The following is a 21,842-nucleotide window of genomic DNA, read 5'->3' as shown; positions in this document are numbered from 1 at the left end:
ATCAAAGCCGGAGAGAACGCCATGGCGCGCCTGAAGTTCGGAGCCTTCCTTGCCCCGCATCACCCGATCGGGGAGCATCCGATGCTCCAGTTCCGGCGCGACCTCGACCTGGTCGAGCAGCTCGATGCGCTCGGCTATGACGAGTTCTGGTGCGGCGAGCATCATTCCTCGGGCTGGGAGATGATCGCCTCGCCCGAGATGTTCCTGGCTGCGGCCGGCGAGCGCACCAAGCGGATCAAGCTCGGCACCGGCGTGGTGTCGCTGCCCTATCACCACCCCTTCAACGTCGCCCAGCGCATGGTGCAGCTCGACCACATGACCGGCGGCCGCGCCATCTTCGGCTCCGGCCCCGGCGCGCTGGCCTCCGACGCACACACGCTCGGCATCGACCCGATGACGCAGCGCGACCGCCAGGACGAGGCCATCGGAATCATCCGCCGCCTCTTCAACGGCGAGCGCGTCACGGCGAAGAGCGACTGGTTCACGATGAACGACGCCGCGCTGCAGATCCTGCCGTTGCAGGAGGAGATGCCGTTCGTCGTAGCCTCGCAGATCTCTCCATCAGGCATGACTCTGGCCGGCAAATACGGCATCGGCATCATCTCGCTGGGCTCGATGACGACGCAGGGGCTGATGTCGCTGCAGCAGCAATGGCAGTTTGCGGAGGACGCCGCGAGGAAACACGGCACCAAGGTCGACCGTGCCGACTGGCGCGTGCTGCTGACCTTCCACATCGCCGAGACCCGCGAGCAGGCGCGCAAGGAAGCTGGCGCCGGGCTGATGCGCTGGCACAACGAATATAATGTCAGCACGCTGCAGCGGCCGGGCCTCACTGCGTTCTCCTCGCCCGACGAGGCCGTGGACAAGACCGCCTTCGTCGAGGGCGCGGCCTCCACCATCGGCACGCCCGACGATCTCGTCAAAACCATCAAGAACGTGATGCAGGTCTCCGGCGGCGTCGGCGCCATCATCGGTTTCGTGCACGACTGGGCCAATCCGGAAGCGACGCGCCGGAGCTGGGACATGGTGGCGCGCTACGTCGTGCCGGAGATCAACGGCTATATCGACGGCCTGCGCAGGTCGCAAAAATTCGTGATCGAGAACCGCGCCATTTTCGAGCGTGCGGGCCAGGCCGTGATGGCCAAGATCATGGAGAACGAGAAGGCCGCCGAGGCGCTGAAGATGACCGGCCCCGGCCGCGTCGCCATCCCCGCCGTCAACGCCCCGGATCTGCAGAAGGAGGCGGCGAAGCGATAGGGCACACTCCACTCGTCGTCCCGGTGGCGCGCGTGGCGCGAACCCGGGACGACGGCCGTGGGTGTGACGATTTTGTGCGCAAGACGACCGCAGCTCATCGCGGCCGGATCGTGCTATGTTCGCGGCGCCTGCCAACCGGAGCAATCGTCATGTCGATGCAGAATGTGGCCGCACCGGCGCCCGACTATACCGCGCCCAAGCGCAACGCCCTGACGCACATTCCCGGCGACGAGGGATGGCCGATCATCGGCAAGACCTTCCAGGTGCTGGCCGATCCCAAGGGCCACATCGAGGCGAACGGCGCCAAATACGGCCCGGTCTACCGCACCCATGTGTTCGGCGAGACCAACGTCGTGCTGCTCGGGCCCGAGGCCAACGAGCTCGTGATGTTTGACCAGCAAAAGCTGTTCTCCTCGACCCACGGCTGGAACAAGGTGCTCGGCCTGTTGTTTCCGCGCGGATTGATGCTGCTCGATTTCGACGAGCACCGGCTGCACCGCAAGGCGCTGTCGGTCGCGTTCAAGTCCGGACCGATGAAATCCTACCTGGCCGATCTCGACCGCGGCATCTCCGCGCGGGTCGCCCAGTGGAAAGCCAAGCCCGGCGAGATGCAGCTCTACCCCGCGATGAAGCAGCTCACGCTGGACCTCGCCGCAGCGTCCTTCCTCGGCGCCGATATCGGGCCGGAGGTCGACGAGATCAACCGCGCCTTCGTCGACATGGTCGCGGCTGCCGTCGCGCCGATCCGCCGTCCCCTTCCGGGCACCCAGATGGCCGCCGGCGTCAGGGGGCGCAAACGCATCGTCGCCTATTTCCGCGAGCAGATCCCGCTTCGGCGCGGCAATCACGGCGGCGATGATTTGTTCTCGCAGCTCTGCCGCGCCACCCATGAGGACGGCGCGCTGCTGTCCGAGCAGGACATCATCGACCACATGAGCTTCCTGATGATGGCGGCGCACGACACGCTGACCTCGTCGCTGACCTCCTTCATCGGCGAGCTCGCCGCCAATCCGGACTGGCAGGACAGGCTGCGCGCGGAAGTCCTCGCGCTCGGGCTCGCGCCGGGCGCGCCCAGCAGCTTCGACGATCTCGAAAAGATGCCGCTGTCCGAGATGGCGTTCAAGGAAGCGCTGCGGATCAAGCCGCCGGTGCCTTCGATGCCGCGCCGCGCCATGCGCGACTTCACCTTCAAGGGCTTTACGATTCCCGCCGGCACCGCGGTCGGCGTCAATCCGCTCTATACCCATCACATGAAGGACATCTGGCCGGAGCCGGATCGCTTCGATCCCTTGCGCTTCACCGAAGAGGCGCAACGGGGTCGCCACCGCTTCGCCTGGGTCCCGTTCGGCGGCGGCGCGCATATGTGCCTCGGGCTGCACTTCGCCTACATGCAGGCAAAATGCTTCGCGCGGCACTTCTTGCAGAACATCGAGGTGTCGCTGGAGCCCGGCTACAAGCCGGACTGGCAGATGTGGCCGATCCCGAAGCCGCGGGACGGGTTGCGGGTGAGAGTGCGGGCGGTTTAGCCTCACGTGTCCGGACGCGCGAAGCGCGAGCCGGGACCCAGAATGCTGCGATCGAGTAGGTGGAGAGATGGGCCCCGGCTCTGCAGCGCACCGCACCGGACGATGCTTCGCATCGCCGGGGGCGCTGCGCTGCGTCCGGAGCACGAGATCTCGTAGGGTGGGCAAAGGCGCAGAGCGCCGTGCCCACGATTTGCCGCTATGGAACGGGTTGGTGGGCACGGCGCGCGAAGAGCGCGCCTTTGCCCACCCTACGGCACCGTCTCCGTCGCTTACGCCCCCTGATCGAACGCCTTGCGCAAGGCCACATAGCCCTGCTGCTGCTGGCTCCAGTTGCGGCCGCCGGTCATGGCGCCATCGACGACGAGGTCGTGACCGTTGATGAAGCTGGATTCGTCGCTGGCCAGGAACACCGCGGCCTGGGCGATGTCATCGGGAAGGCCCGCGCGCGGGATCGGCTGCGCGGTCTTGTAGACCTCGCGCATCACCGCCGGCGTCTTCTCCGCAGCATCGGTCGAGAGCCCGAGCGCCTTGCCGAAGATGCCGGTCGCGATCGCGCCCGGCGAGATCGCGTTGACGCGCACGTTGGACTCGCCGAGCTCCATCGCCACGCATTTGGTGAGATGGATTACCGCCGCCTTGGCCGCGCTATAGACCATCGAGGATGAGAAGCCGGCGAGGCGGCCTGCGATGCTGCCATTGTTGATGATGCTGCCTGAGCCCTGCCTCTTCATGTGGGGCGCGGCGTGCTTCATGCCGAGCATGACGCTGCGCACCAGCGTCGCCATCGCCGCATCGAAGCGCTCGACCTCGAGGCCTTCGATGCCGCCGGTCTGCGCCGGGCCGCCGGCATTGTTGAACAGGCAGTCGATCCGGCCGAACTTGTCCACGGCGAGCGCGATCAGCGCCTGCATCTGTGCTTCGACCGTCACGTCGGTCTGGCGGAAGATGCAGTTGGCGCCGAGCTGCTTGGCCAGGGCTTCGCCCTCCGGTAGACGCCGCCCCGCGATCACAATTTTGGCACCTTCGGCAACGAAGACTTCCGCAGTGCGCAATCCGATCCCGCTCGTCGCCCCCGTAATCACCGCAACCTTGCCGTCCAGCCTGCCCATGGAATGTTCCTGTTTTCGAACGATTTGATGCCAAATGGCGAACATCGGCCGCTGCCATCGCAGCGGTGGCCACTATCTCTGCCTGTCTGCGGCAAGGCAAGCTATGCTTGCGCGGACGGGATGCGTAACATCCTGATGGGCCGCTCGATTTTCGAACGCATATCGCAACTGGGCTGCGCATGGGGAAGCTGATCGAGGAATTCCGCAGGGGTTGGCAGGGTGCGGCGCCGCCATCGCTTGGTCTGAGCATTGCCTTTGCGGTGGCCTGCCTGCTGATTGCGACGCTGACGCGCTGGGCCCTCGCCCATGTGCGGCCCGACGTCTACTTCACCCCCTACTTTCCGGCCGTGTTCTTTGCCGCCGCGTTCGGGGGCTTCCGGATCGGAATCGTGACCGCGCTGGTCGGCGGCATGCTCGGCGTCGTCGTGAATTTCGGCGATGCCTTTGCCGATCGGGCGCGGTTTGCCCTGCTGGCACTGTATTGGGCGGTCTGCGCGCTCACCATCTGGGGCGTCGAGCACTATCGCACGATGCTCGCGGAGCAGCGCCGGATCTCCAAGCGCCTGATCGAGGAAGAAGAGTATCGCAAACTGCTGGTCGACGAGCTCCAGCACCGGCTGAAGAACAAGCTGTCGACGGTGCACGCGGTGCTGCACCAGGTGCTGCACGACCACCCGCAGGTCTGGGCCCGGGTCGATCCGCGGTTGCGCTCGCTGGCCGCGACCGACGATCTGATCTCGCGGATCGACAAGGCCGGCTGTGACATCCGTGACCTCCTGATCTCGGAGCTCGGCCCCTACGGCCATGTCCGCTTCACCCTCAATGGCGATCGACTGTTCCTGCCGCCGAAGCTCGCGGTCACGCTGTCATTGATGTTTCACGAACTCGCCACCAATGCGGGCAAGTACGGCGCATTCTCCGCGCCGCGCGGTCTACTGCAGGTGTCATGGACCGTCAGCGACGACCGCCTGATCATCACCTGGGACGAGACCGAGGGTCCGAGTGTGGATGAGGTGTCCGAGCCCGGCTTCGGCACCAAGCTGCTGAAATCGGCACTATCGTCCTTCGATGGCAGGACCGAGATCTCTTACTTGAAGACCGGGCTGCATTGCATCATGCAGTGCCGCATCCCCCGAAGCGAATAGCATCGCGCGTCAAGCGAAAGCCGGCCCGCGTGCCGCCCGCAGTTTCGCACGCGCTGTTGACCCTCTGTTAATGACGATCGTCGGCGCGCGTCGCAACGCCGCAAGTTTCCTCCAAAACACCCCCGTATTTCTCCTGACCCCTTAACCAAACTTAAGAGGGAACCGCGCAAGATCGCGCTCATTGCAAAGGCGCGCTGAAACAACAAGATTCATGACTTCTATGAACGACAACCAATATTCCGGCGCGACTGAAGCCGAGCTCGGTTTTCTCAAGGAAATCGTTAGAATGCTGCCGGCCGGTCTGACCGTGCAGGATGCGCATGGCGAGCTTCTGCTGGTTAACGATGCCGCGGCCGCGCAGCTCGGCATGGACGGCAGCCGTCCCTCACCCGACCTTGCGCCGCGCCGCGAAGCCTGCCGCCAGGCGCTGAGCGCCGGGCAGGCTGTCGTCACCGAGGAGGCGCTTCATGGCGACGGCGCGCGCCAGGTGCTGCTCACGACCCATCGTCCCGTTCGCCTCGCCGGCCGCGAGCTGCTGATCTCGGCGTCCTCCGACATCACCGAGCAGAAGAATTTCGAGGACCAGCTGTTCCGCTCGGCCTATTTCGACGAGCTGACGGGATTGCCCTCGCGGCGCGTGATTGAACATCACGCCAACAATCTGCTTGCGGAGAATGGCGGCGGCGAGCGTTTCGCGCTGGCCTTCCTCGACGTCGACAATTTCAAGCACATCAACGACTATTACGGCCACGCCGTCGGCGATGCGCTGCTGGTCGAGCTGTCGAAGCGGCTCGGGCGCGACTTGCGCGATACCGACATGCTGTCGCGCATCTCCGGCGATGAATTCCTGCTGCTGCTCTCCCCGATCCAGAGCCAGGAGGAAGTCGCCGAATTCATGCAGTCGACGCTGGAGCGGCTGACGGCGCCGTTCTTCATCGACCATTCGGAACTCTTTGCCTCCACCTCGGTCGGCATCAGCCTCTATCCCGATCACGGACGCAGCTTCGAGACGCTGCGCCAGAATGCCGACATCGCGATGTACCGCATCAAGAACGACGGCAAGAGATCGGCAGCCTTCTTCGATTCCAGCATGGAGCGCGAGGCGCTGGCGCGGATGAAGATCGAGCAGTCGCTGCGGCTCGCTATCCTGGAAAAGCGTTTCTGCTGCGCCTTCCAATCCAAGGTCGACATCCGCACCCAGGCGGTGAAGGGCATCGAGGCCCTGGTCCGTTTGCGCGACGACGAAGGCGTGATCCAGGCGCCGGGATCCTTCATCAATCTTGCCAGCGAGCTCGGCCTGATCGACGAATTGACCCATCTCGTGCTCGCCGAAATCGTCAAATCGATCGACCTGATCAACGAGACGTTCGGCGCGGAAGCGACCATCAGCATCAACGTCGCGGCCAAGCAGGCCGGCAACCCAGAATTCATGCGCAGCTTCGCGCGGGCGCTCGACGACACCGGCTTTCCGCAGCGCTTCATGATCGAGGTGACCGAAGACGCCTTCGTCGCCAAGAATCATTTCCAGGACGAGATCCTGCCGATGTTCCGCAAGCTCGGCGTCGGCATCTCGATCGACGATTTCGGCACCGGATATTCCTCGCTCTCGGCGCTGGCCGACATCACCGCGGACGAGATCAAGATCGACCGCTCCTTCATCACCGACATCCATAAGCGCCCGCGCAGCCAGGGCATCCTGCGCGCGATCGAATCCTTGAGCGAAGCGCTCGGCATGACCGTGATCGCCGAAGGCCTCGAATCCTACGAGGAGCTCGCCTATCTCCAGGCCGCCACCAAGATCCGCTACGCGCAGGGCTATTACTTCTCCCGGCCGATCTTTTTGGAGGAGCTGAAGCTCGCAACGCCCGCGTCCAGCGAGTCACGCGCCAGCGTAGTGAGCCGCCCGGCGCAGCAGCACCGCCAGGGCTATTCGCGCGCGAGCGGGTATCGAAGGTAGGCCGCAAGCCGCCGCCGCACGCACGCTGTCGTCCCGGGGCGCGAAGCGAACCCGGGACCCATAACCACAGGGCGTGGTTTGGCGCGAAGATGGTCACTCCGAGTCCCAGTAATCACATCTCCCTGTGGTTATGGGTCCCGGATCTGCGCTTCGCTTGTCCGGGACGACAGCGGAGAACGGGGCTCGCCGCAAACGGCCATTTCTCCTCTTTGAAATTGCTACCCTTTTGCTAATACACAGACAGACTTCCCCCGGGATATGTCATGTCCGCCTCTTCCGCCTCGATCAGCGATCCCGCTTACCTTCGTGCGCGCGCGATGGAGACGCTGTTCGAGCGGCTGGAGAAGCTCTGCGAGGGCGCGATCGCGATCGACCGCGGCGGGCGCGTCGTCTACGTCAATGAAAAATATCTCGCGGCGCTCGGCCTCAAGCGGACCAGTGAGGCAATCGGCCGGCCGATCGAGGAGGTCATCCCGAACAGCCTGATGCGCAAGGTGGCCGAGACCGGCGAACCGATCCTGCTCGACATCATGGAGCTCGGCGGCGAGCAGCTCGTGGTCACGCGCATGCCGATCGAGGACGAGAACGGCACCGTGATCGGCGCGATCGGCTTCGTGCTCTATGACCGCCTCGAAAGCCTCAAACCCCTGCTTGCCCGCGTCGCCCAGCTCGAGAGCGATCTGCGGCTGGCGCGGCGGCAATTGTCCAACGCCCGCGCGGCGCGCTTCACCTTCGCCGACTACGTCGGCACCACGCCTGGTATCGCGCAGGCCAAGCAGCTTGCAAGCCGCGCCGCCCGGCAAAGCGTCACCGTGCTGCTCACCGGCGAGACCGGAACGGGCAAGGAGATGCTGGCGCAGGCGATTCACAATGCCTCCTCGCGTGCGGAGAAGCCGTTCGTCAGCGTCAATGTCGCCGCGATTCCCGACACGCTGATCGAGTCGGAGTTCTTCGGCACGGCGCCGGGCGCCTATACCGGCGCCGACCGCAGGGGACGCGAAGGAAAATTCCGGATCGCCGACGGCGGCACGCTGTTCCTCGACGAGATCGGCGAGATGCCGCTGCAATTGCAGGCCAAGCTGCTGCGCGTGCTGCAGGAGCGCGAGATCGAGCCGCTCGGCTCGGACAAGATCTCCAAGGTCGACGTGCGCGTGGTCGCGGCGACCAATGTGGATTTGCGCAAGCGCGTCAGCGACGGCGCGTTCCGGCCCGATCTCTATTACCGGCTGAACGTGCTCTCGATCGATTTGCCGCCGCTGCGGCAGTCCCTGGATGATCTCCCCGACATCTGCGCCCGGCTGCTCGAGGACATCAGCGCCTCCGGCGATTACGTCAAGGCGAAGATCACGCCGAGCGCGCTTTCCGCGCTGGCGCGCTATGACTGGCCGGGCAACGTCCGCGAGCTCCGCAATATCCTGGAGCGGGCGCTGATCCTGAGCGATTCCGGCCGGCTGACCGGCGAGGATGTCGCCCGCATTCTTCCCGTCGGCTCCGAGGTCAGGCCCACAGCATTCGAGCGCCCGGCCGGACCCGTGGTGCCCTATGCCGAAGCCGAGGCCGAGTTCGAGAAGCACACGCTCGAGCAGGCGCTCGCCGCCAGCAACGGCCAGATCTCCGAGGCCGCCAGGATGCTGCGGATCTCGCGCGCGACCTTCTACAAGAAGCTCGCCAAGTTCGGCCTCGCCGCAGGGCCGGCCTCCGTCTGAGTTTCGAGACAATGGACTGTCCGGAGTCTCGGATTCCGGACAAGGCACCGAGCGGCTCTGTCCGGGCGCCAATGCGGAAATTGCCGGAATTTAAGCCGGTTTGCGCGAGCCAACAGCATCTGGCGCGGACCTTGCTCTTCGCTTTGCACAATGACGCATGCTGCACATGCGCATTCGCAAATCAGGGAGGACGCAAGGATGAGTGAAGCGATCTCGGTCCATCAGCTTCAGGCGAAGCAGCCCTCGCATGTCACAGTCGCCACGGCGAGCCTGATCGGCACCGCCATCGAGTGGTACGACTTCTTCCTCTACGGCACCGCCGCGGCGCTGATCTTCAACAAGCTGTTCTTTCCGACCTTCGACCCCATGATGGGAACACTGCTGGCGTTCGCGACCTACGCGCTCGGCTTCGTCGCACGCCCGCTCGGCGGCGTCGTGTTCGGGCATTACGGCGACAAGATCGGCCGCAAGACCATGCTGTATCTGACGCTGCTGATCATGGGCGTGGCGACCGCGGCGATCGGATTCCTGCCGACCTACGAGACCGCGTGCATCTGGGCCGCGGTCCTGCTCGTCACCTGCCGCCTGATCCAGGGCTTTGGCCTTGGCGGCGAATGGGGCGGTGCGGTGCTGATGGCGGTCGAGCATGCGCCCGCGGACAAGAAGGGCTTTTACGGCAGCTGGCCGCAGCTCGGCGCACCGCTCGGCCTCGTGCTCGGCACGCTGGTCTTCTCGGTGGTATCGGCGATGCTGACCGACGCGCAGCTGCTGGCGTGGGGCTGGCGCATCCCCTTCCTGTTCTCGATCGCGCTGGTGCTGGTCGGCCTGTGGATCCGCTTCACCATCGCCGAATCCCCGGAGTTCCAGAAGGTCAAGGATACCAAGCAGGAAGTGAAAATGCCGATCCTGGAGGCGATCAGGATGTATCCCAAGAACATCCTGCTCGCGATGGGCGCGCGCTTCGCCGAAAACGGCTTCTTCTACATCTACGCGACCTTCGTGCTCGCCTATGCCACGCAATCGCTCGGCATGAACAAGCAGGACATGCTCAATGGCGTGCTGATCGGCGCGGCGATCGAAACCTTCACCATCCCGGCCTTCGGTGCGCTCTCCGACCGGCTCGGGCGGCGACCGATCTACATTTTCGGCGCGGTGTTCTCGGCGCTGATGTCGTTCCCGCTGTTCACGCTGCTGGCGACCAGGAACCCGCAATATGCCTGGATCGCGATCGTGCTCGGCCTCGCCATCGGTCATGCCGCGATGTACGGCCCGCAGGCGAGCTTCCTGTCGGAGCTGTTCGGTACCAAGGTGCGCTACAGCGGCGTCTCGCTCGGCTACAACCTCGCCTCGATCTTCGCCGGCGCGCTGTCGCCGCTGATCGCGACGGGACTGATGACGGCCTACGCGCCGGCGACCTGGCCGATCTCGCTCTACATGATCGCGCTGGCGCTGATCACCATCGTCTCGGTCTATTTCGCCACCGAAACACGCAAGGTCGCCCAGCCCTGAACGGGCTGAGTGCGGCCCCCGCGACGCCGGAGCGGCTGGTCGCCAGCCGCACCACGCGATACGAATAGAGGCAAACGAGAAGAGCCGACATGCGGTCCGCAACAGACATGGGAGGGAATGCCATGAGCCAGCATCCTGCCTTGCCCTATTTGCGCAATTCCGAGAAGGGCAAAGTCGTCACCGCGGCGGAAGCCGTCATGCTGATCCGTGACGGCGACACGGTCGCGACCGGCGGCTTCGTCGGCATCGGCTTTGCCGAGGAGATCGCGATCGCACTGGAAGAGCTCTATCTCTCCCACGAGGGCGATGCCCCCTATACGCAGGGCAAGCCGCGCAATCTGACGCTGGTCTACGCGGCGGGCCAGGGCGACGGCAAGAATCGCGGCCTCAACCATTTCGCGCATGAAGGCCTGGTCCGCCGCGTGATCGGCGGACATTGGGGCCTTGCGCCGAAATTGCAGCAGCTTGCGATCGCGAGCCAGATCGAGGCCTATAATCTGCCGCAGGGCGTGATCACGCATCTGTTTCGCGACATCGCGGCGCACCGGCCCGGCCACATCACCCGCGTCGGCATGGGCACCTTCGTCGATCCGCGGCAGGGCGGCGGCAAACTGAATGCGCGCACCACCGAAGAGCTTGTGGAACTGATCAAGATCGGCGGCGAGGAATGCCTGCTCTACAAGACGTTCCCGATCAACGTCGGGATCATCCGCGCCACCACGGGCGATCCCGACGGCAACCTCACCATGGAGAAGGAGGCGCTGACGCTGGAAGCGCTCGCCATCGCGATGGCGGCGCATAATTCCGGCGGCATCGTCATTGCCCAGGTCGAACGCGTTGCCGAGGCCGGCAGCCTCAATCCACGCCAGGTCAAGATTCCCGGCATCCTCGTCGACTGCGTCGTGGTGGCGAGGCCCGAGAATCACTGGCAGACCTTCGGCACGCAATACAATCCGGCCTTCTCCAGCGAGATCCGCGTCCGCGCCGCGTCGCTGCCGGTGATGCCGGTCAGCGAGCGCAAGATCATCGCCCGTCGCGCCGCCCTGGAGCTGAAGGCCAACAGCGTCGTCAATCTCGGCATCGGCATGCCCGAGGGGATCGCCTCCGTCGCCAATGAGGAGCGGATTATCGACCTCATCACGCTGACGGCCGAACCGGGCGTGATCGGCGGCATCCCCGCGAGTGGCATCGATTTCGGCGCGGCGATCAACACCCAGGCGGTGATCGACCAGCCTTATCAGTTCGACTTCTACGACGGCGGCGGCTTGGACGCCGCCTTCCTCGGGCTCGCCCAGGTCGATCGTGCCGGCAACCTCAATGTCAGCAAGTTCGGGCCGAAGCTTGCCGGTGCCGGCGGCTTCATCAACATCAGCCAGAACGCCAAGGAGGTCATCTTCGTCGGCACCTTTGGGGCGGGCAAGCAGCGCATCGCGGTGAAGGACGGCAAGCTCGTCATTCTCGACGAGGCCAAGTCGCGCAAGTTCGTCGACCGCGTCGAGCACGTCACCTTCAGCGGCCCGTTCGCCGCCGCGCGCAAGCAGCGCACGCTGTATGTCACCGAGCGCTGCGTGTTCGAGCTCAGGCCCGGCGGGCTCGAGCTCACCGAAGTCGCGCCCGGCATCGACATCGAGCGCGACATTTTGCGCCTGATGGACTTCAAGCCGCTGATCCCGCGCGACCCGGCGCTGATGGACGATCGCATCTTCCGCGAGGGTCTGATGGATTTGCGCGAGCGCCTGCTCACCATCCCGCTCGACCAGCGCTTCACGCTGGACGAGCAGCAGAACCTGTTCTTCGTCAATCTCGAGCGCTATCCGCTACGCAGCAAGGCCGAGATCGACACCATCGCTGGTATCGTCGAAGCCAGGCTCGCTCCGCTTGGCCGCCGGGTCTACGCCATCGTCAATTATGACAATTTTTCCATCCTGCCGGAGTTGATGGACGATTATTCGGCGATGGTGCGCAGCCTCGTCGATCGCTTCTATTCCGGCGTGTCGCGCTACACCACGTCGGGCTTCCTGCGCATCAAGCTCGGCGAAGCCCTGGAGAAGCGCGGCGTCGCGCCGCACATTTTCGAAAGCGCTGATGAGGCGCAGTCGGATCGGCGTCAGGCCGAGGGAGCCGGCGATGCGCGGCCAGCCCAAAAATGATGCATGCTCGAAAGGCCGACGCGCTCGGCCGGAAGGTTCAATTGCAATGTTCGTAGTGTTATGCAAATCGCTGTTGCCGAGAAACGTTAAATCAGGAGGGACCATCGTGCGTCGATCACTCATCATAACAACAACCATTCTCGGACTCGCTGCGGGCACCTCCGTGCAGGCCGACGATCTCAAGGTCGCGCTGATCTACGGCAAGACCGGTCCGCTCGAGGCCTACGCCAAGCAGACCGAGACCGGCCTGAAGATGGGCTTCGAATACGCCACCAAGGGCACGATGACCCTCGATGGCCGCAAGATCGTCATCATCACCAAGGACGACCAGGGCAAGCCGGATCTCTCGAAGGCCGCGCTCGCCGAAGCCTATCAGGACGACAAGGCCGACATCGCGATCGGCACGACCTCGTCGGCTGCGGCGCTCGCCATTCTCCCGGTCGCCGAGGAGAACAAGAAGATCCTGATCGTCGAGCCCGCCGTCGCGGACCAGATTACCGGCGAGAAGTGGAATCGCTACATCTTCCGCACCGCGCGCAACTCCTCGCAGGACGCGATCTCCAATGCGGTCGCGATCGGCAAGCAGGGCGTCACCGTCGCAACGCTGGCACAGGACTATGCGTTCGGCCGCGATGGCGTCGCCGCCTTCAAGGAGGCACTCGCCAAGACCGGCGCGACCCTCGCTGCCGAAGAATATGCCCCGACCTCGACCACCGACTTCACCGCAGTCGGCCAGCGCCTGTTCGACGCACTGAAGGACAAGCCGGGCCGCAAGGTCATCTGGGTGATCTGGGCCGGCGCCGGCAATCCGCTGGCCAAGCTGCAGGACATGGACCCGAAGCGCTACGGCATCGAGCTCTCCACCGGCGGCAACATCCTCCCGGCCCTCGCCGCCTATAAGGGCCTGCCCGGCATGGAAGGCGCGACCTATTATTTCTACGAGATCCCGAAGAACCCTGTGAACGACTGGCTCGTTGCCGAGCACCAGAAGCGCTTCAACGCGCCGCCGGACTTCTTCACCGCGGGCGGCTTTGCCGCCGCGATGTCCGTCGTCGCCGCCGTCACCAAGGCGAAGTCGACCGACAGCGAGAAGCTGATCACGGCGATGGAAGGCCTGGAGTTCGACACGCCGAAGGGCAAGATGGTGTTCCGGAAGGAAGACCATCAGGCGCTGCAGAGCATGTACGCCTTCAAGGTCAAGGTCGATCCGAACGTCGCCTGGGCCGTGCTCGAGCCGGTGCGCGAGCTGAAGATCGAGGACATGGACGTTCCGGTCAAGAACAAGCGCTGACGTTTCTTACTTCACCTCCCCCGCTTGCGGGGGAGGCCGGGAGAGGGCTCTCTCCCCTTGGGGGTTCTCGCGTGCGGAAATACCCTCTCCCCACCCCTCCCCCGCAAGCGGGGGAGGGAGCCCACTGTGATCGCGGATACTTCCTCATCTCATCATTTGCCAATCAATGACGCTCACCCTCGAAACTCGCGATCTCACCATCCGCTTCGGCGGCCATGTGGCGGTCAACAGCGTGACCTGCACGTTCCGTCCGGGCGAGCTCACCGCGATCGTCGGGCCGAACGGCGCCGGCAAGACCACCTATTTCAATCTGATCTCGGGCCAGCTACGCGCCTCGAACGGCAGCATCCTGTTCGACGGCACCGACATCACCCAGCACTCCGCGCCGATGCGGACCCGCGCCGGCCTCGGGCGCGCCTTCCAGCTCACCAACCTCTTTCCAAACCTCACCGTGGAAGAGAACGTCCGCCTCGCAGTGCAGGCGGCGAACGGCACCCATTACGACATGCTGCGGCCCTGGATGGTGCGCCGCGACCTGATCGCCCGCGCCGACGCCATCCTCGACCAGGTCGCGCTCGGCAGCCGCCGCGGCGTCGCCGCGACCGCGCTGTCGCATGGTGACCAGCGCAAGCTCGAGGTCGCCCTGATGATCGCGCTGGAGCCAAAAGTCTTCATGTTCGACGAGCCGACCGCCGGCATGAGCATCGACGAGGTCCCGGTCGTCCTCAACCTGATCGCGCAGCTCAAGCAGGACAGGAGCAAGATCATCCTGCTGGTCGAGCACAAGATGGACGTGGTGCGCTCGCTCGCCGACCGCATCATCGTGCTGCATAACGGCCAGCTCGTCGCCGACGGCCCGCCTGCCGAAGTGATCGCCTCGCCGATCGTGCAGGAAGCCTATCTCGGTGTCGCGCCCAAGACAGCTGCAGGGAGCGCGGCATGACCGATCTTTTAAGGCTCTCCGGCGTCCACACCCATATCGGCCGCTACCACATCCTCCAGGGCATCGACCTCGCCGTCCCGCAGGGGCAGACCACGATGCTGCTCGGCCGCAACGGCGCCGGCAAGACCACGACGCTGCGCACCATCATGGGGCTGTGGCAAGCTTCATCGGGCGAGATCAGCCTCTCCGGCGATCGTATCGAGAGCCGTGCCACGCCCGACATCGCAAGGCTCGGTGTCGGATACGTTCCGGAGAGCATGGCGGTGTTCTCCGATCTCACCGTGAAGGAAAACCTGGTGCTGGCGGCGCGCGACGGGCCGCTGGACGACAAGCAGCTCGACTGGATTTTTGGTTTCTTCCCGGCCCTGCGCCGGTTCTGGCTGTCGCGGGCGGGGAGCCTCTCGGGCGGGCAGAAACAGATGCTCTCGATCGCGCGCGCCATCATCGAGCCGCGCAAGCTCTTGCTGATCGACGAGCCGACCAAGGGGCTGGCGCCGGCGATCGTGATGGCGCTGATCGAGTGCCTGAAGGAGATCAAGCGCAAGGGCGCAACCATCCTCCTGGTCGAGCAGAATTTCTTTGCCGCCAGCGAGCTCGGCGACAACGTGCTCGTGATGGACAACGGCACCATCGTCCATCGCGGCGAGATGGCGGCGCTCGCCGCCGACGTGCCGCTGCAGGAGCGGCTGCTCGGCTTGAGCCTGGAGGCGCATCAGTGACTGACCTTGCCGCAACCGATCCGCTGCCGAAGCCGAAGCGCGACATCGCGCCGATCCTGCTGCCGGTCGCGCTCGCACTCGTGACCATCCCGCTGATCGGCTCGCCCAGCACCTGGCTGACGCTGACCGCCGCGAGCCTTGCCATGGGCATGATGATCTTCATCATGGCCTCGGGCCTGACGCTGGTGTTCGGCCTGATGGACGTGCTCAATTTCGGCCACGGCGCCTTCATCGCCGTCGGTGCCTATGTCGCGACCCTGGTGCTGGCGCCGTTCGCAGCCTCCATTCAGGCGGATTCGCTCTGGATGAACCTCGCCGTGCTGGCGCCGGCCGCCCTGCTCTCGATGGCGGTGTCGGGCGCCCTCGGCCTCGTGGTCGAGCGCGTGCTGATCCTGCCGGTCTACGGCCAGCATCTGAAGCAGATCCTGATGACGACCGGCGGCCTGATCGTGGCCGAGCAGACGCTCTATGCCCTGTGGGGACCACAGATCATCCCGATGCCGCTGCCGGCCTCGCTGCGCGGCTCCTTCATCCTCGGCGACGTCGCGATCGCCAAATACCGCGTGCTGGCGATGCTGATCGGCCTTGCCGTCTTCATCGCGATCCAGCTCGTGCTCAACCGCACCAAGCTCGGGCTCCTGATCCGCGCCGGCGTGGAGAACCGCGAGATGGTGGAAGCGCTCGGCTATCGCATCCGCCGGCTGTTTCTTGGCGTGTTCATGACGGGATCGGCGCTGGCCGGCCTCGGCGGCGTGATGTGGGCGCTCTATCGCGAGCAGGTCCATGCCTCCATGAGCGACGACCTCACCGTCTTGATCTTCATCGTGGTCATCATCGGCGGCTTGGGGTCGATCGGCGGCTGCTTCATCGGTGCGATCCTCGTGGCCATGGTTGCCAATTACGGCGGCTTCCTGGTGCCGAAACTTGCCCTCGTCTCCAACATCCTGCTGATGGTCGCCATTCTGATGTGGCGGCCGCGCGGCCTTTATGCGGTGACCAGCCGATGATGATCCTGTCAGGCGATCCGCCGCGTAGCCGGATTCTCACCGTCGTTCTGGTCGTCATCATCCTGGCGCTGGCGGCGACGCCGTTCCTGTTTCCGGGTGCCAAGGCATTGAACGTCGCCGCCAAGATCTGCGTCTTCGCCGCGCTGGTCGCCTCGTACGACCTCCTGCTCGGCTATACCGGCTCGGTGTCGTTCGCCCACACCATGTTCTACGGCATCGGCAGCTACGCGATCGCCATCGCGCTGTACGGGATGGGCCCGAATTGGGCGGCGGTCGCCACCGGCATCGTCGTCGGCCTACCGCTCGCGGCCCTGCTCGCGCTCGCCATAGGGCTGTTTTCGCTGCGGGTCGCCGCGATCTTCTTTGCCATGATCACGCTCGCGGTCGCCTCCGCCTTCCAGGTGCTGGCTTCGCAGCTGTCCTGGCTGACCGGCGGCGAGGACGGGCGCAGCTTCCAGCTGCCGCAGTTGCTCCGCCCCGGCACGGTGCTGATCCCAAAGAGCCTGGTCGGCTTCGAGGTCAACGGTCGGATCCTGACCTACTACCTGGTGTTCGCCATCTCGGCCCTGATGATCCTCGCACTGCTGCGCGTCGTGAACTCGCCGTTCGGGCGCGTGCTGCAGGCAATCCGCGAGAATCGCTTTCGCGCCGAGGCACTCGGCTTCCGCACGGTGTTCCACCTGACCTATGCCAACTGCATCGCCGCGCTGGTCGCCGCCAGTGCCGGCATCCTGAATGCGCTGTGGCTGCGCTATGCCGGTCCCGACACCTCGCTCAGCTTCTCGATCATGCTGGACATCCTGCTGATGGTCGTGATCGGCGGCATGGGCACGATCTACGGCGCGATCATCGGCGCCACCATCTTCATCCTCGCCCAGAACTATTTGCAGTCGCTGATGGGCGTCGCCTCCACGGCGGCGTCGGAGGCCGGCTTGCCGCTGCTGCCGGGGCTGCTGCATCCCGACCGCTGGCTGCTGTGGCTCGGCCTGCTGTTCATCGCCAGCGTCTACTTCTTCCCGACCGGCGTGGTCGGGCGGCTGCGTAATCCCGCTGGCGGCAAGAGCGCCGGCAGTTCGCATTAAGGCGCGATTAATGATGCAGTGCGGCGATTGCTGCACCCGCCGCACAACCACGACGCGACTCCCGCTCTGCTGCATACGGGCGCGATTGCGCAACTGGATTAATGCTTAGGTAAGTGGCTTTCCTAAGGTTTAGGCCATTTGTGCGGTGTATTCGTGTTCCTCCAGGGAGGGGGAATGCGCCAGGTCTTTTCCACGGTGGCAGCCGGAATGTCTCTAGCCGCAAGGAACGGCTGGGAGGCCTTGGCGCGACGTGGTCCTGTCCTGTGGCTGATCCTGTGCGGCGTGTTGCTGGTCGCGGGCATCTTCGGTGTGACGGCCGTGGCCGTCGGTGAATTTCGCGAGCGCACCCTGGCCAACCGCGAGCGCGAGCTGGAAAACACGGTCCAGCTGATCGCCCGGCATTTTGATCAGCAATTCGAGGACTCCGACGTCGTCGCCGCCGATCTGATCGGTCAGATGAGCCTGACGGAGATCACCTCGCCGACGATGTTCCGCGAGCGCATGTCCGGAGCTGCGGCGAACCAGATGCTGCGCAGCAAGATCAGCTCCGTGTCTTACCTCGGCGATATCGCGATCTACGATGCCGACGGCGAGCTGATCAACTGGTCGCGGGCCCAGCCCCTGCCCAAGATCAACGTTTCGTCGCGGGCCTACTTTCAGACATTCAAGACCAATCCGCAGTCCGAACCGGTGCTGCTGGAATCAGTCCGCAGCTTCATCATCAACAAATGGACCACGATCGTGGCGCGCCGCTTGAACGGCGCGGACGGCACCTTCCTCGGCGCGATGGTCCGCCGGATCGATCCGGACAGCTACCAGCATTATTTCGCATCGGTCGCGCTTGCCGAGGGCACGGCCATCTCGCTGTTCGATCGCGAAGGCAAGATGCTGGCGCGTTATCCGCATCATGAGGAGCTGATCGGACGGAGTTTCAAGGATGCACCGCTGATGCGGAAGGTGCTGACCAAGGGCGGTCAGCAGACGCTCCGCGTCAAGAGCCCGCTCGACGGCGAGGAGCGGCTCGGCTCAGCGGCGTCGCTGACGCATTTTCCGCTGGTCATCGTCGCCACCAACACGACAGTCGCGGCCCTGGCGGACTGGCGGCAGCAGACCGGCTTCATGGTCACGACCGCCGCGCTTTCGGCTGCCGTGATCGCGCTGATCCTCTATCTGATCATCCGCCTGATCAACCGGCAGAACCGCGAAGCGCAGGAACGGCTGGAAGCGGAGCGGCTGCGGCTCGACACCGCCTTGAACAACATGACGCAGGGGCTGATCCTCTACGACGCGAGCGGCACCATCGTCACCTGCAACCGACGCTACGCCGACATGTTCGGCCTTTCCCACGACGTCATCAAACCCGGCTGTCACATCCGCGAGGCGATGTATCATCGTCAGGAGCGCGGCGCGTTTGACGGCGACGTCGAGGAATTTTGCGCTGACGTCATGAGAGTCGTCGCCGAAGGCACGGTCTCCACGCGAATTCATCAACTGGCCAATGGCCGCGCCTTCCAGGTCATCAACACCCCGCTCGCCCAGGGCGGCTGGGTCGCGACGATCGAAGACATCACCGATCGCCGCCATCTGGAACAGGAGCGCGATCGCAACCACACTTTCCTGCGCGAGATCATCGACCATATTCCTTCGCGGATCACCGTGAAGGATGCCCGGACGCGGCGCTACCTCCTGGCCAACCAGGTGGCCGAGCAACAGCTCGGCGAAACGCCGGAGACGATCGTCGGCAAGAGCGCGTTCGACCTTTACCCGACGGAAGACGCCGAGATCATCACCCGGGACGACGACAAGCTGCTGCAATCGCCGAATGGCCTGTTCCTGGATGAGCACATCTGGAATACCCCGGCTACCGGCCGGCGCTATATCACCTCGACCCGGATCGGCATCCGCGACAAGTCCGGCGAGCCGCGCTACATCATCAATGTCGTCGAGGACGTCACCGAGCGGCGGCGCGCCCACGAGAAGATCGCGCATATGGCGCATTACGATGCGCTGACCGACCTGCCGAACCGCACGCTGTTCCGCGAGCAGATCGAACGCGAGCTGGCGAAGGTCGCCGAGGGCTGCCAGTTCGCCCTGCTCTACATCGACGTCGACGAGTTCAAGGGCATCAACGATTCGCTCGGCCACCACGTCGGCGACGAGCTGTTGAAGGCGATCGCAGGCCGCCTCCGCGGCTGCCTCAAGCAGGACGATTTGATCGCGCGGCTCGGCGGCGACGAGTTCGCCGTGATCCAGGCCGGCATCCAGTCCCCTGCCGACGTGCTGGCCTTCGTGACGCGGATCTACGAGGCGATCCGACAGCCCTATCACTGTCTCGGCCATCAGCTCTCCACCGACGCGAGCATCGGAATCGCGCTGGCGCCGCAGGACGGCACCGATCTCGACCAGCTCATCAAGAACGCCGATCTCGCGATGTACGGCGCCAAGGCCGAGGGGCGCCGCACCCACCGCTTCTTCGAGCCGGAGATGGATGCCTGCGCCAAGGCGCGCCTGAGCATGGAGCAGGATCTGCGGCAGGCCCTGGTGAACGGTGGCTTCGAGATTCACTATCAGCCGCTGGTCGACCTGCGCACCAACGACGTGGCGGGCTGCGAGGCATTGCTGCGCTGGCGCCATCCCGAACGCGGCATGGTCTCGCCGGCCGAGTTCATTCCCGTCGCCGAGGACACCGGCCTGATCAACGAGCTCGGCGACTGGGTGCTGCGCATGGCCTGCAACGAGGCCGCGACCTGGCCGACGCATATCCGCGTCGCGGTCAACGTGTCGCCGGTGCAGCTCAAATGCGACACGCTGGCGCTGCGGATCGCGGGCGCACTCGCCGCCTCCGGGCTGGACCCGCGCCGGCTCGAGCTCGAGATCACCGAGGCCGTGCTGATCCGCGACGACGAAGCAGCGCTCTCGATCCTGCACCAGCTCCGCTCGATCGGCGTACGCATCGCGCTCGACGATTTCGGCACCGGCTACTCCTCGCTCAGCTATCTCAAGCGCTTCCCGTTCGACAAGATCAAGATCGATCGCTGCTTCGTCGCCGACATCGCGGAGACGAGCGGTGCACCGGTGATCGTGCAGGCGGTGGTGAACATTGCGGCCGCCAGCAGCATGACCACGGTCGCCGAGGGCGTCGAGACCGAGGCGCAGCGCGAGATGCTGCGCGCGCTCGGCTGCACGCAGATGCAAGGCTATCTGTTCAGCCCGCCGAAGCCGGCCAGCGAGGTGCGGAAACTGTTCGGCTCGGGCAATGGCTTGCCCGGAGCCTTGCCGGTGGCGGCGGTGGCCTGATGGCGAAATCTGTGAAGTCGCCGAGCAAGACGCCGGTCAAGCCTTCGCGCAAGTCTTCGCGCAAGCCTTCGGCGAAGATTTCGGCCAAGACGGTCGACGTCGCGGATTCCTATGCCGTGCGGCTGATGCAGCATCTGGTGGTGCCGACCTTCGTGATCGATCCCAAGCGCCGCGTCGTGATCTGGAACAGGGCCTGCGAGCGGTTGACCGGCCTCGCCGCATCCGAGGTGATCGGCACCAACAAGCACTGGCAGGCCTTCTACGAGACGAGGCGCCCCTGCCTTGCCGATCTCGTCGCGCTCGACCGGCCCGAGCGGCTTCCGGAGTTCTATTCGGAATACGCCGCGCGCGGCCATAACGGGCTCGGCTTTTCCGCGGAAAACTGGTGCACGATGCCGAAGCTCGGCAGCCAGCTCTATCTCGCCATCGACGCCGGCCCGATCCACGACGAAGCCGGCCATCTGATCGCCGTGGTGGAGACGCTGCGCGACCTCACCGACCAGAAGCGCGCCGAGATGGCGCTGAAGGAGCTCGCCACCAAGGACGGGTTGACCGGCCTGTCGAACCGCCGCTCGTTCGACCAGATGCTGATGACCGAATGGGCCCGCGCCCAGCGCACGCAAAAGCCGCTTGCGCTGCTGTTCGTCGACGTCGATCATTTCAAGCTGTTCAACGACCACCACGGCCACCAGATCGGCGACGAATGCCTGCGCGCGGTCGCTTCGGTGGTCAGCCGGCATGCCGTGCGCCCGCTCGATCTCGCCAGCCGCTATGGCGGCGAGGAGTTCGCGCTGATCCTGCCGGACATGGATTGCGATACCGCCTGCGTCATCGCCGATGAGATCCGCTGCGCGGTCATCGCCTTGCGGATCGCCCATGGCGCCATCGGCGCCGGCGACCACGTCACCCTCAGCGTCGGGGTCGCCAGCCACATTCCCGGCGGCGCCGATGGCGGGCCCGACCGGCTGCTGGGCGCGGCCGACGAGGCGCTCTATGTGGCCAAACGCCTCGGCCGCAACCGCGTCATCTGCGCCGAAAGGGTGCTTGCCGAATTCGCAAGCCTCGGCCGGGAAGCCGCAGCGGTTCCGGCCCCTTTCCGGCGCAAAACCGCTTAAAGCGCAATGTGGCGAGAACCGGTTGCCCG

15 protein-coding genes are annotated in these 21,842 nt (G+C 65.0%); 14 read left to right on the top strand and 1 reads right to left on the bottom strand.

Features of this window, described 5'->3' with window-relative positions; all coding sequences use genetic code 11:
• Positions 1-21 precede the first annotated feature (21 nt).
• Positions 22-1,257 carry an LLM class flavin-dependent oxidoreductase gene (locus A3AS_RS0120860; RefSeq protein ID WP_018319508.1) on the top strand — a complete coding sequence of 412 codons (1,236 nt, stop codon included), beginning with the start codon at positions 22-24 and terminating at the stop codon, positions 1,255-1,257.
• A gap of 149 nt (positions 1,258-1,406) precedes the next feature.
• On the top strand, positions 1,407-2,783 hold the full coding sequence (locus A3AS_RS0120855; RefSeq protein ID WP_026202195.1) for a cytochrome P450: 1,377 nt from the start codon (positions 1,407-1,409) through the stop codon (positions 2,781-2,783).
• Positions 2,784-3,052: 269 nt separating this feature from the next.
• On the opposite strand, the gene A3AS_RS0120850 is transcribed toward A3AS_RS0120855, so the two are convergent.
• Positions 3,053-3,892 carry an SDR family NAD(P)-dependent oxidoreductase gene (locus tag A3AS_RS0120850; RefSeq protein WP_018319506.1) on the bottom strand — a complete coding sequence of 280 codons (840 nt, stop codon included), beginning with the start codon at positions 3,890-3,892 and terminating at the stop codon, positions 3,053-3,055.
• A 179-nt stretch (positions 3,893-4,071) separates the two neighbouring features.
• Here A3AS_RS0120850 and A3AS_RS0120845 point away from each other — a divergent pair, with 179 nt between their 5' ends.
• From A3AS_RS0120845 to A3AS_RS0120790, 12 genes are all read left to right on the top strand, one after another.
• Complete coding sequence (locus A3AS_RS0120845; RefSeq protein WP_018319505.1) at positions 4,072-5,037, top strand: sensor histidine kinase; 966 nt, start codon at positions 4,072-4,074, stop codon at positions 5,035-5,037.
• A 220-nt stretch (positions 5,038-5,257) separates the two neighbouring features.
• Positions 5,258-6,994, top strand: a complete 1,737-nt coding sequence (locus A3AS_RS0120840; protein WP_026202194.1) for a bifunctional diguanylate cyclase/phosphodiesterase — start codon at positions 5,258-5,260, stop codon at positions 6,992-6,994.
• 263 nt (positions 6,995-7,257) lie between these two features.
• Positions 7,258-8,700 (top strand): sigma-54-dependent Fis family transcriptional regulator, encoded by a 1,443-nt coding sequence (locus A3AS_RS0120835; RefSeq protein WP_018319503.1) that lies wholly within the window; start codon positions 7,258-7,260, stop codon positions 8,698-8,700.
• A gap of 198 nt (positions 8,701-8,898) precedes the next feature.
• Positions 8,899-10,209, top strand: a complete 1,311-nt coding sequence (locus A3AS_RS0120830) for an MFS transporter (RefSeq protein ID WP_018319502.1) — start codon at positions 8,899-8,901, stop codon at positions 10,207-10,209.
• Positions 10,210-10,331: 122 nt separating this feature from the next.
• The gene (locus A3AS_RS0120825; RefSeq protein ID WP_018319501.1) at positions 10,332-12,359 is read left to right on the top strand and encodes an acyl CoA:acetate/3-ketoacid CoA transferase; all 2,028 of its coding nucleotides are present in this window, start codon (positions 10,332-10,334) and stop codon (positions 12,357-12,359) included.
• 106 nt (positions 12,360-12,465) lie between these two features.
• Positions 12,466-13,650, top strand: a complete 1,185-nt coding sequence (locus A3AS_RS0120820; RefSeq protein ID WP_026202193.1) for a substrate-binding domain-containing protein — start codon at positions 12,466-12,468, stop codon at positions 13,648-13,650.
• Positions 13,651-13,816: 166 nt separating this feature from the next.
• Positions 13,817-14,593 (top strand): ABC transporter ATP-binding protein, encoded by a 777-nt coding sequence (locus A3AS_RS0120815; RefSeq protein ID WP_018319499.1) that lies wholly within the window; start codon positions 13,817-13,819, stop codon positions 14,591-14,593.
• Positions 14,590-15,312 (top strand): ABC transporter ATP-binding protein, encoded by a 723-nt coding sequence (locus A3AS_RS0120810; RefSeq protein WP_018319498.1) that lies wholly within the window; start codon positions 14,590-14,592, stop codon positions 15,310-15,312. Before A3AS_RS0120815 ends, A3AS_RS0120810 begins: the two co-directional genes overlap by 4 nt.
• Positions 15,309-16,319, top strand: coding sequence for a branched-chain amino acid ABC transporter permease (locus A3AS_RS0120805; RefSeq protein WP_018319497.1), 1,011 nt, complete (start codon positions 15,309-15,311; stop codon positions 16,317-16,319). The genes A3AS_RS0120810 and A3AS_RS0120805 overlap by 4 nt, the downstream gene beginning before the upstream one ends.
• Positions 16,316-17,401 (top strand): branched-chain amino acid ABC transporter permease, encoded by a 1,086-nt coding sequence (locus A3AS_RS0120800; protein WP_026202192.1) that lies wholly within the window; start codon positions 16,316-16,318, stop codon positions 17,399-17,401. Before A3AS_RS0120805 ends, A3AS_RS0120800 begins: the two co-directional genes overlap by 4 nt.
• Before the next feature lie 174 nt (positions 17,402-17,575).
• Positions 17,576-20,698 carry an EAL domain-containing protein gene (locus A3AS_RS0120795; RefSeq protein WP_026202191.1) on the top strand — a complete coding sequence of 1,041 codons (3,123 nt, stop codon included), beginning with the start codon at positions 17,576-17,578 and terminating at the stop codon, positions 20,696-20,698.
• Positions 20,698-21,813 (top strand): diguanylate cyclase, encoded by a 1,116-nt coding sequence (locus A3AS_RS0120790; RefSeq protein ID WP_018319494.1) that lies wholly within the window; start codon positions 20,698-20,700, stop codon positions 21,811-21,813. The genes A3AS_RS0120795 and A3AS_RS0120790 overlap by 1 nt, the downstream gene beginning before the upstream one ends.
• Positions 21,814-21,842: the final 29 nt, after the last annotated feature.

The sequence above is a fragment of the Bradyrhizobium sp. WSM2793 genome, assembly GCF_000379585.1.
In the GTDB taxonomy this organism is placed as follows: domain Bacteria; phylum Pseudomonadota; class Alphaproteobacteria; order Rhizobiales; family Xanthobacteraceae; genus Bradyrhizobium.
The sequence above is the reverse complement of the archived record's forward strand: the minus strand, read 5'-3'. Positions and strand labels throughout refer to the sequence as shown.

What these genes read in the sequence shown, in the direction of transcription:
- A3AS_RS0120860 (WP_018319508.1), top strand. Translation starts at nt 22, where the DNA reads ATGGCGCGCCTGAAGTTCGGAGCCTTCCTTGCCCCGCATCACCCGATC.
- A3AS_RS0120855 (WP_026202195.1), top strand. Translation starts at nt 1,407, where the DNA reads ATGTCGATGCAGAATGTGGCCGCACCGGCGCCCGACTATACCGCGCCC.
- A3AS_RS0120850 (WP_018319506.1), bottom strand. Translation starts at nt 3,892, where the DNA reads ATGGGCAGGCTGGACGGCAAGGTTGCGGTGATTACGGGGGCGACGAGC.
- A3AS_RS0120845 (WP_018319505.1), top strand. Translation starts at nt 4,072, where the DNA reads ATGGGGAAGCTGATCGAGGAATTCCGCAGGGGTTGGCAGGGTGCGGCG.
- A3AS_RS0120840 (WP_026202194.1), top strand. Translation starts at nt 5,258, where the DNA reads ATGAACGACAACCAATATTCCGGCGCGACTGAAGCCGAGCTCGGTTTT.
- A3AS_RS0120835 (WP_018319503.1), top strand. Translation starts at nt 7,258, where the DNA reads ATGTCCGCCTCTTCCGCCTCGATCAGCGATCCCGCTTACCTTCGTGCG.
- A3AS_RS0120830 (WP_018319502.1), top strand. Translation starts at nt 8,899, where the DNA reads ATGAGTGAAGCGATCTCGGTCCATCAGCTTCAGGCGAAGCAGCCCTCG.
- A3AS_RS0120825 (WP_018319501.1), top strand. Translation starts at nt 10,332, where the DNA reads ATGAGCCAGCATCCTGCCTTGCCCTATTTGCGCAATTCCGAGAAGGGC.
- A3AS_RS0120815 (WP_018319499.1), top strand. Translation starts at nt 13,817, where the DNA reads ATGACGCTCACCCTCGAAACTCGCGATCTCACCATCCGCTTCGGCGGC.
- A3AS_RS0120810 (WP_018319498.1), top strand. Translation starts at nt 14,590, where the DNA reads ATGACCGATCTTTTAAGGCTCTCCGGCGTCCACACCCATATCGGCCGC.
- A3AS_RS0120800 (WP_026202192.1), top strand. Translation starts at nt 16,316, where the DNA reads ATGATGATCCTGTCAGGCGATCCGCCGCGTAGCCGGATTCTCACCGTC.
- A3AS_RS0120795 (WP_026202191.1), top strand. Translation starts at nt 17,576, where the DNA reads ATGCGCCAGGTCTTTTCCACGGTGGCAGCCGGAATGTCTCTAGCCGCA.
- A3AS_RS0120790 (WP_018319494.1), top strand. Translation starts at nt 20,698, where the DNA reads ATGGCGAAATCTGTGAAGTCGCCGAGCAAGACGCCGGTCAAGCCTTCG.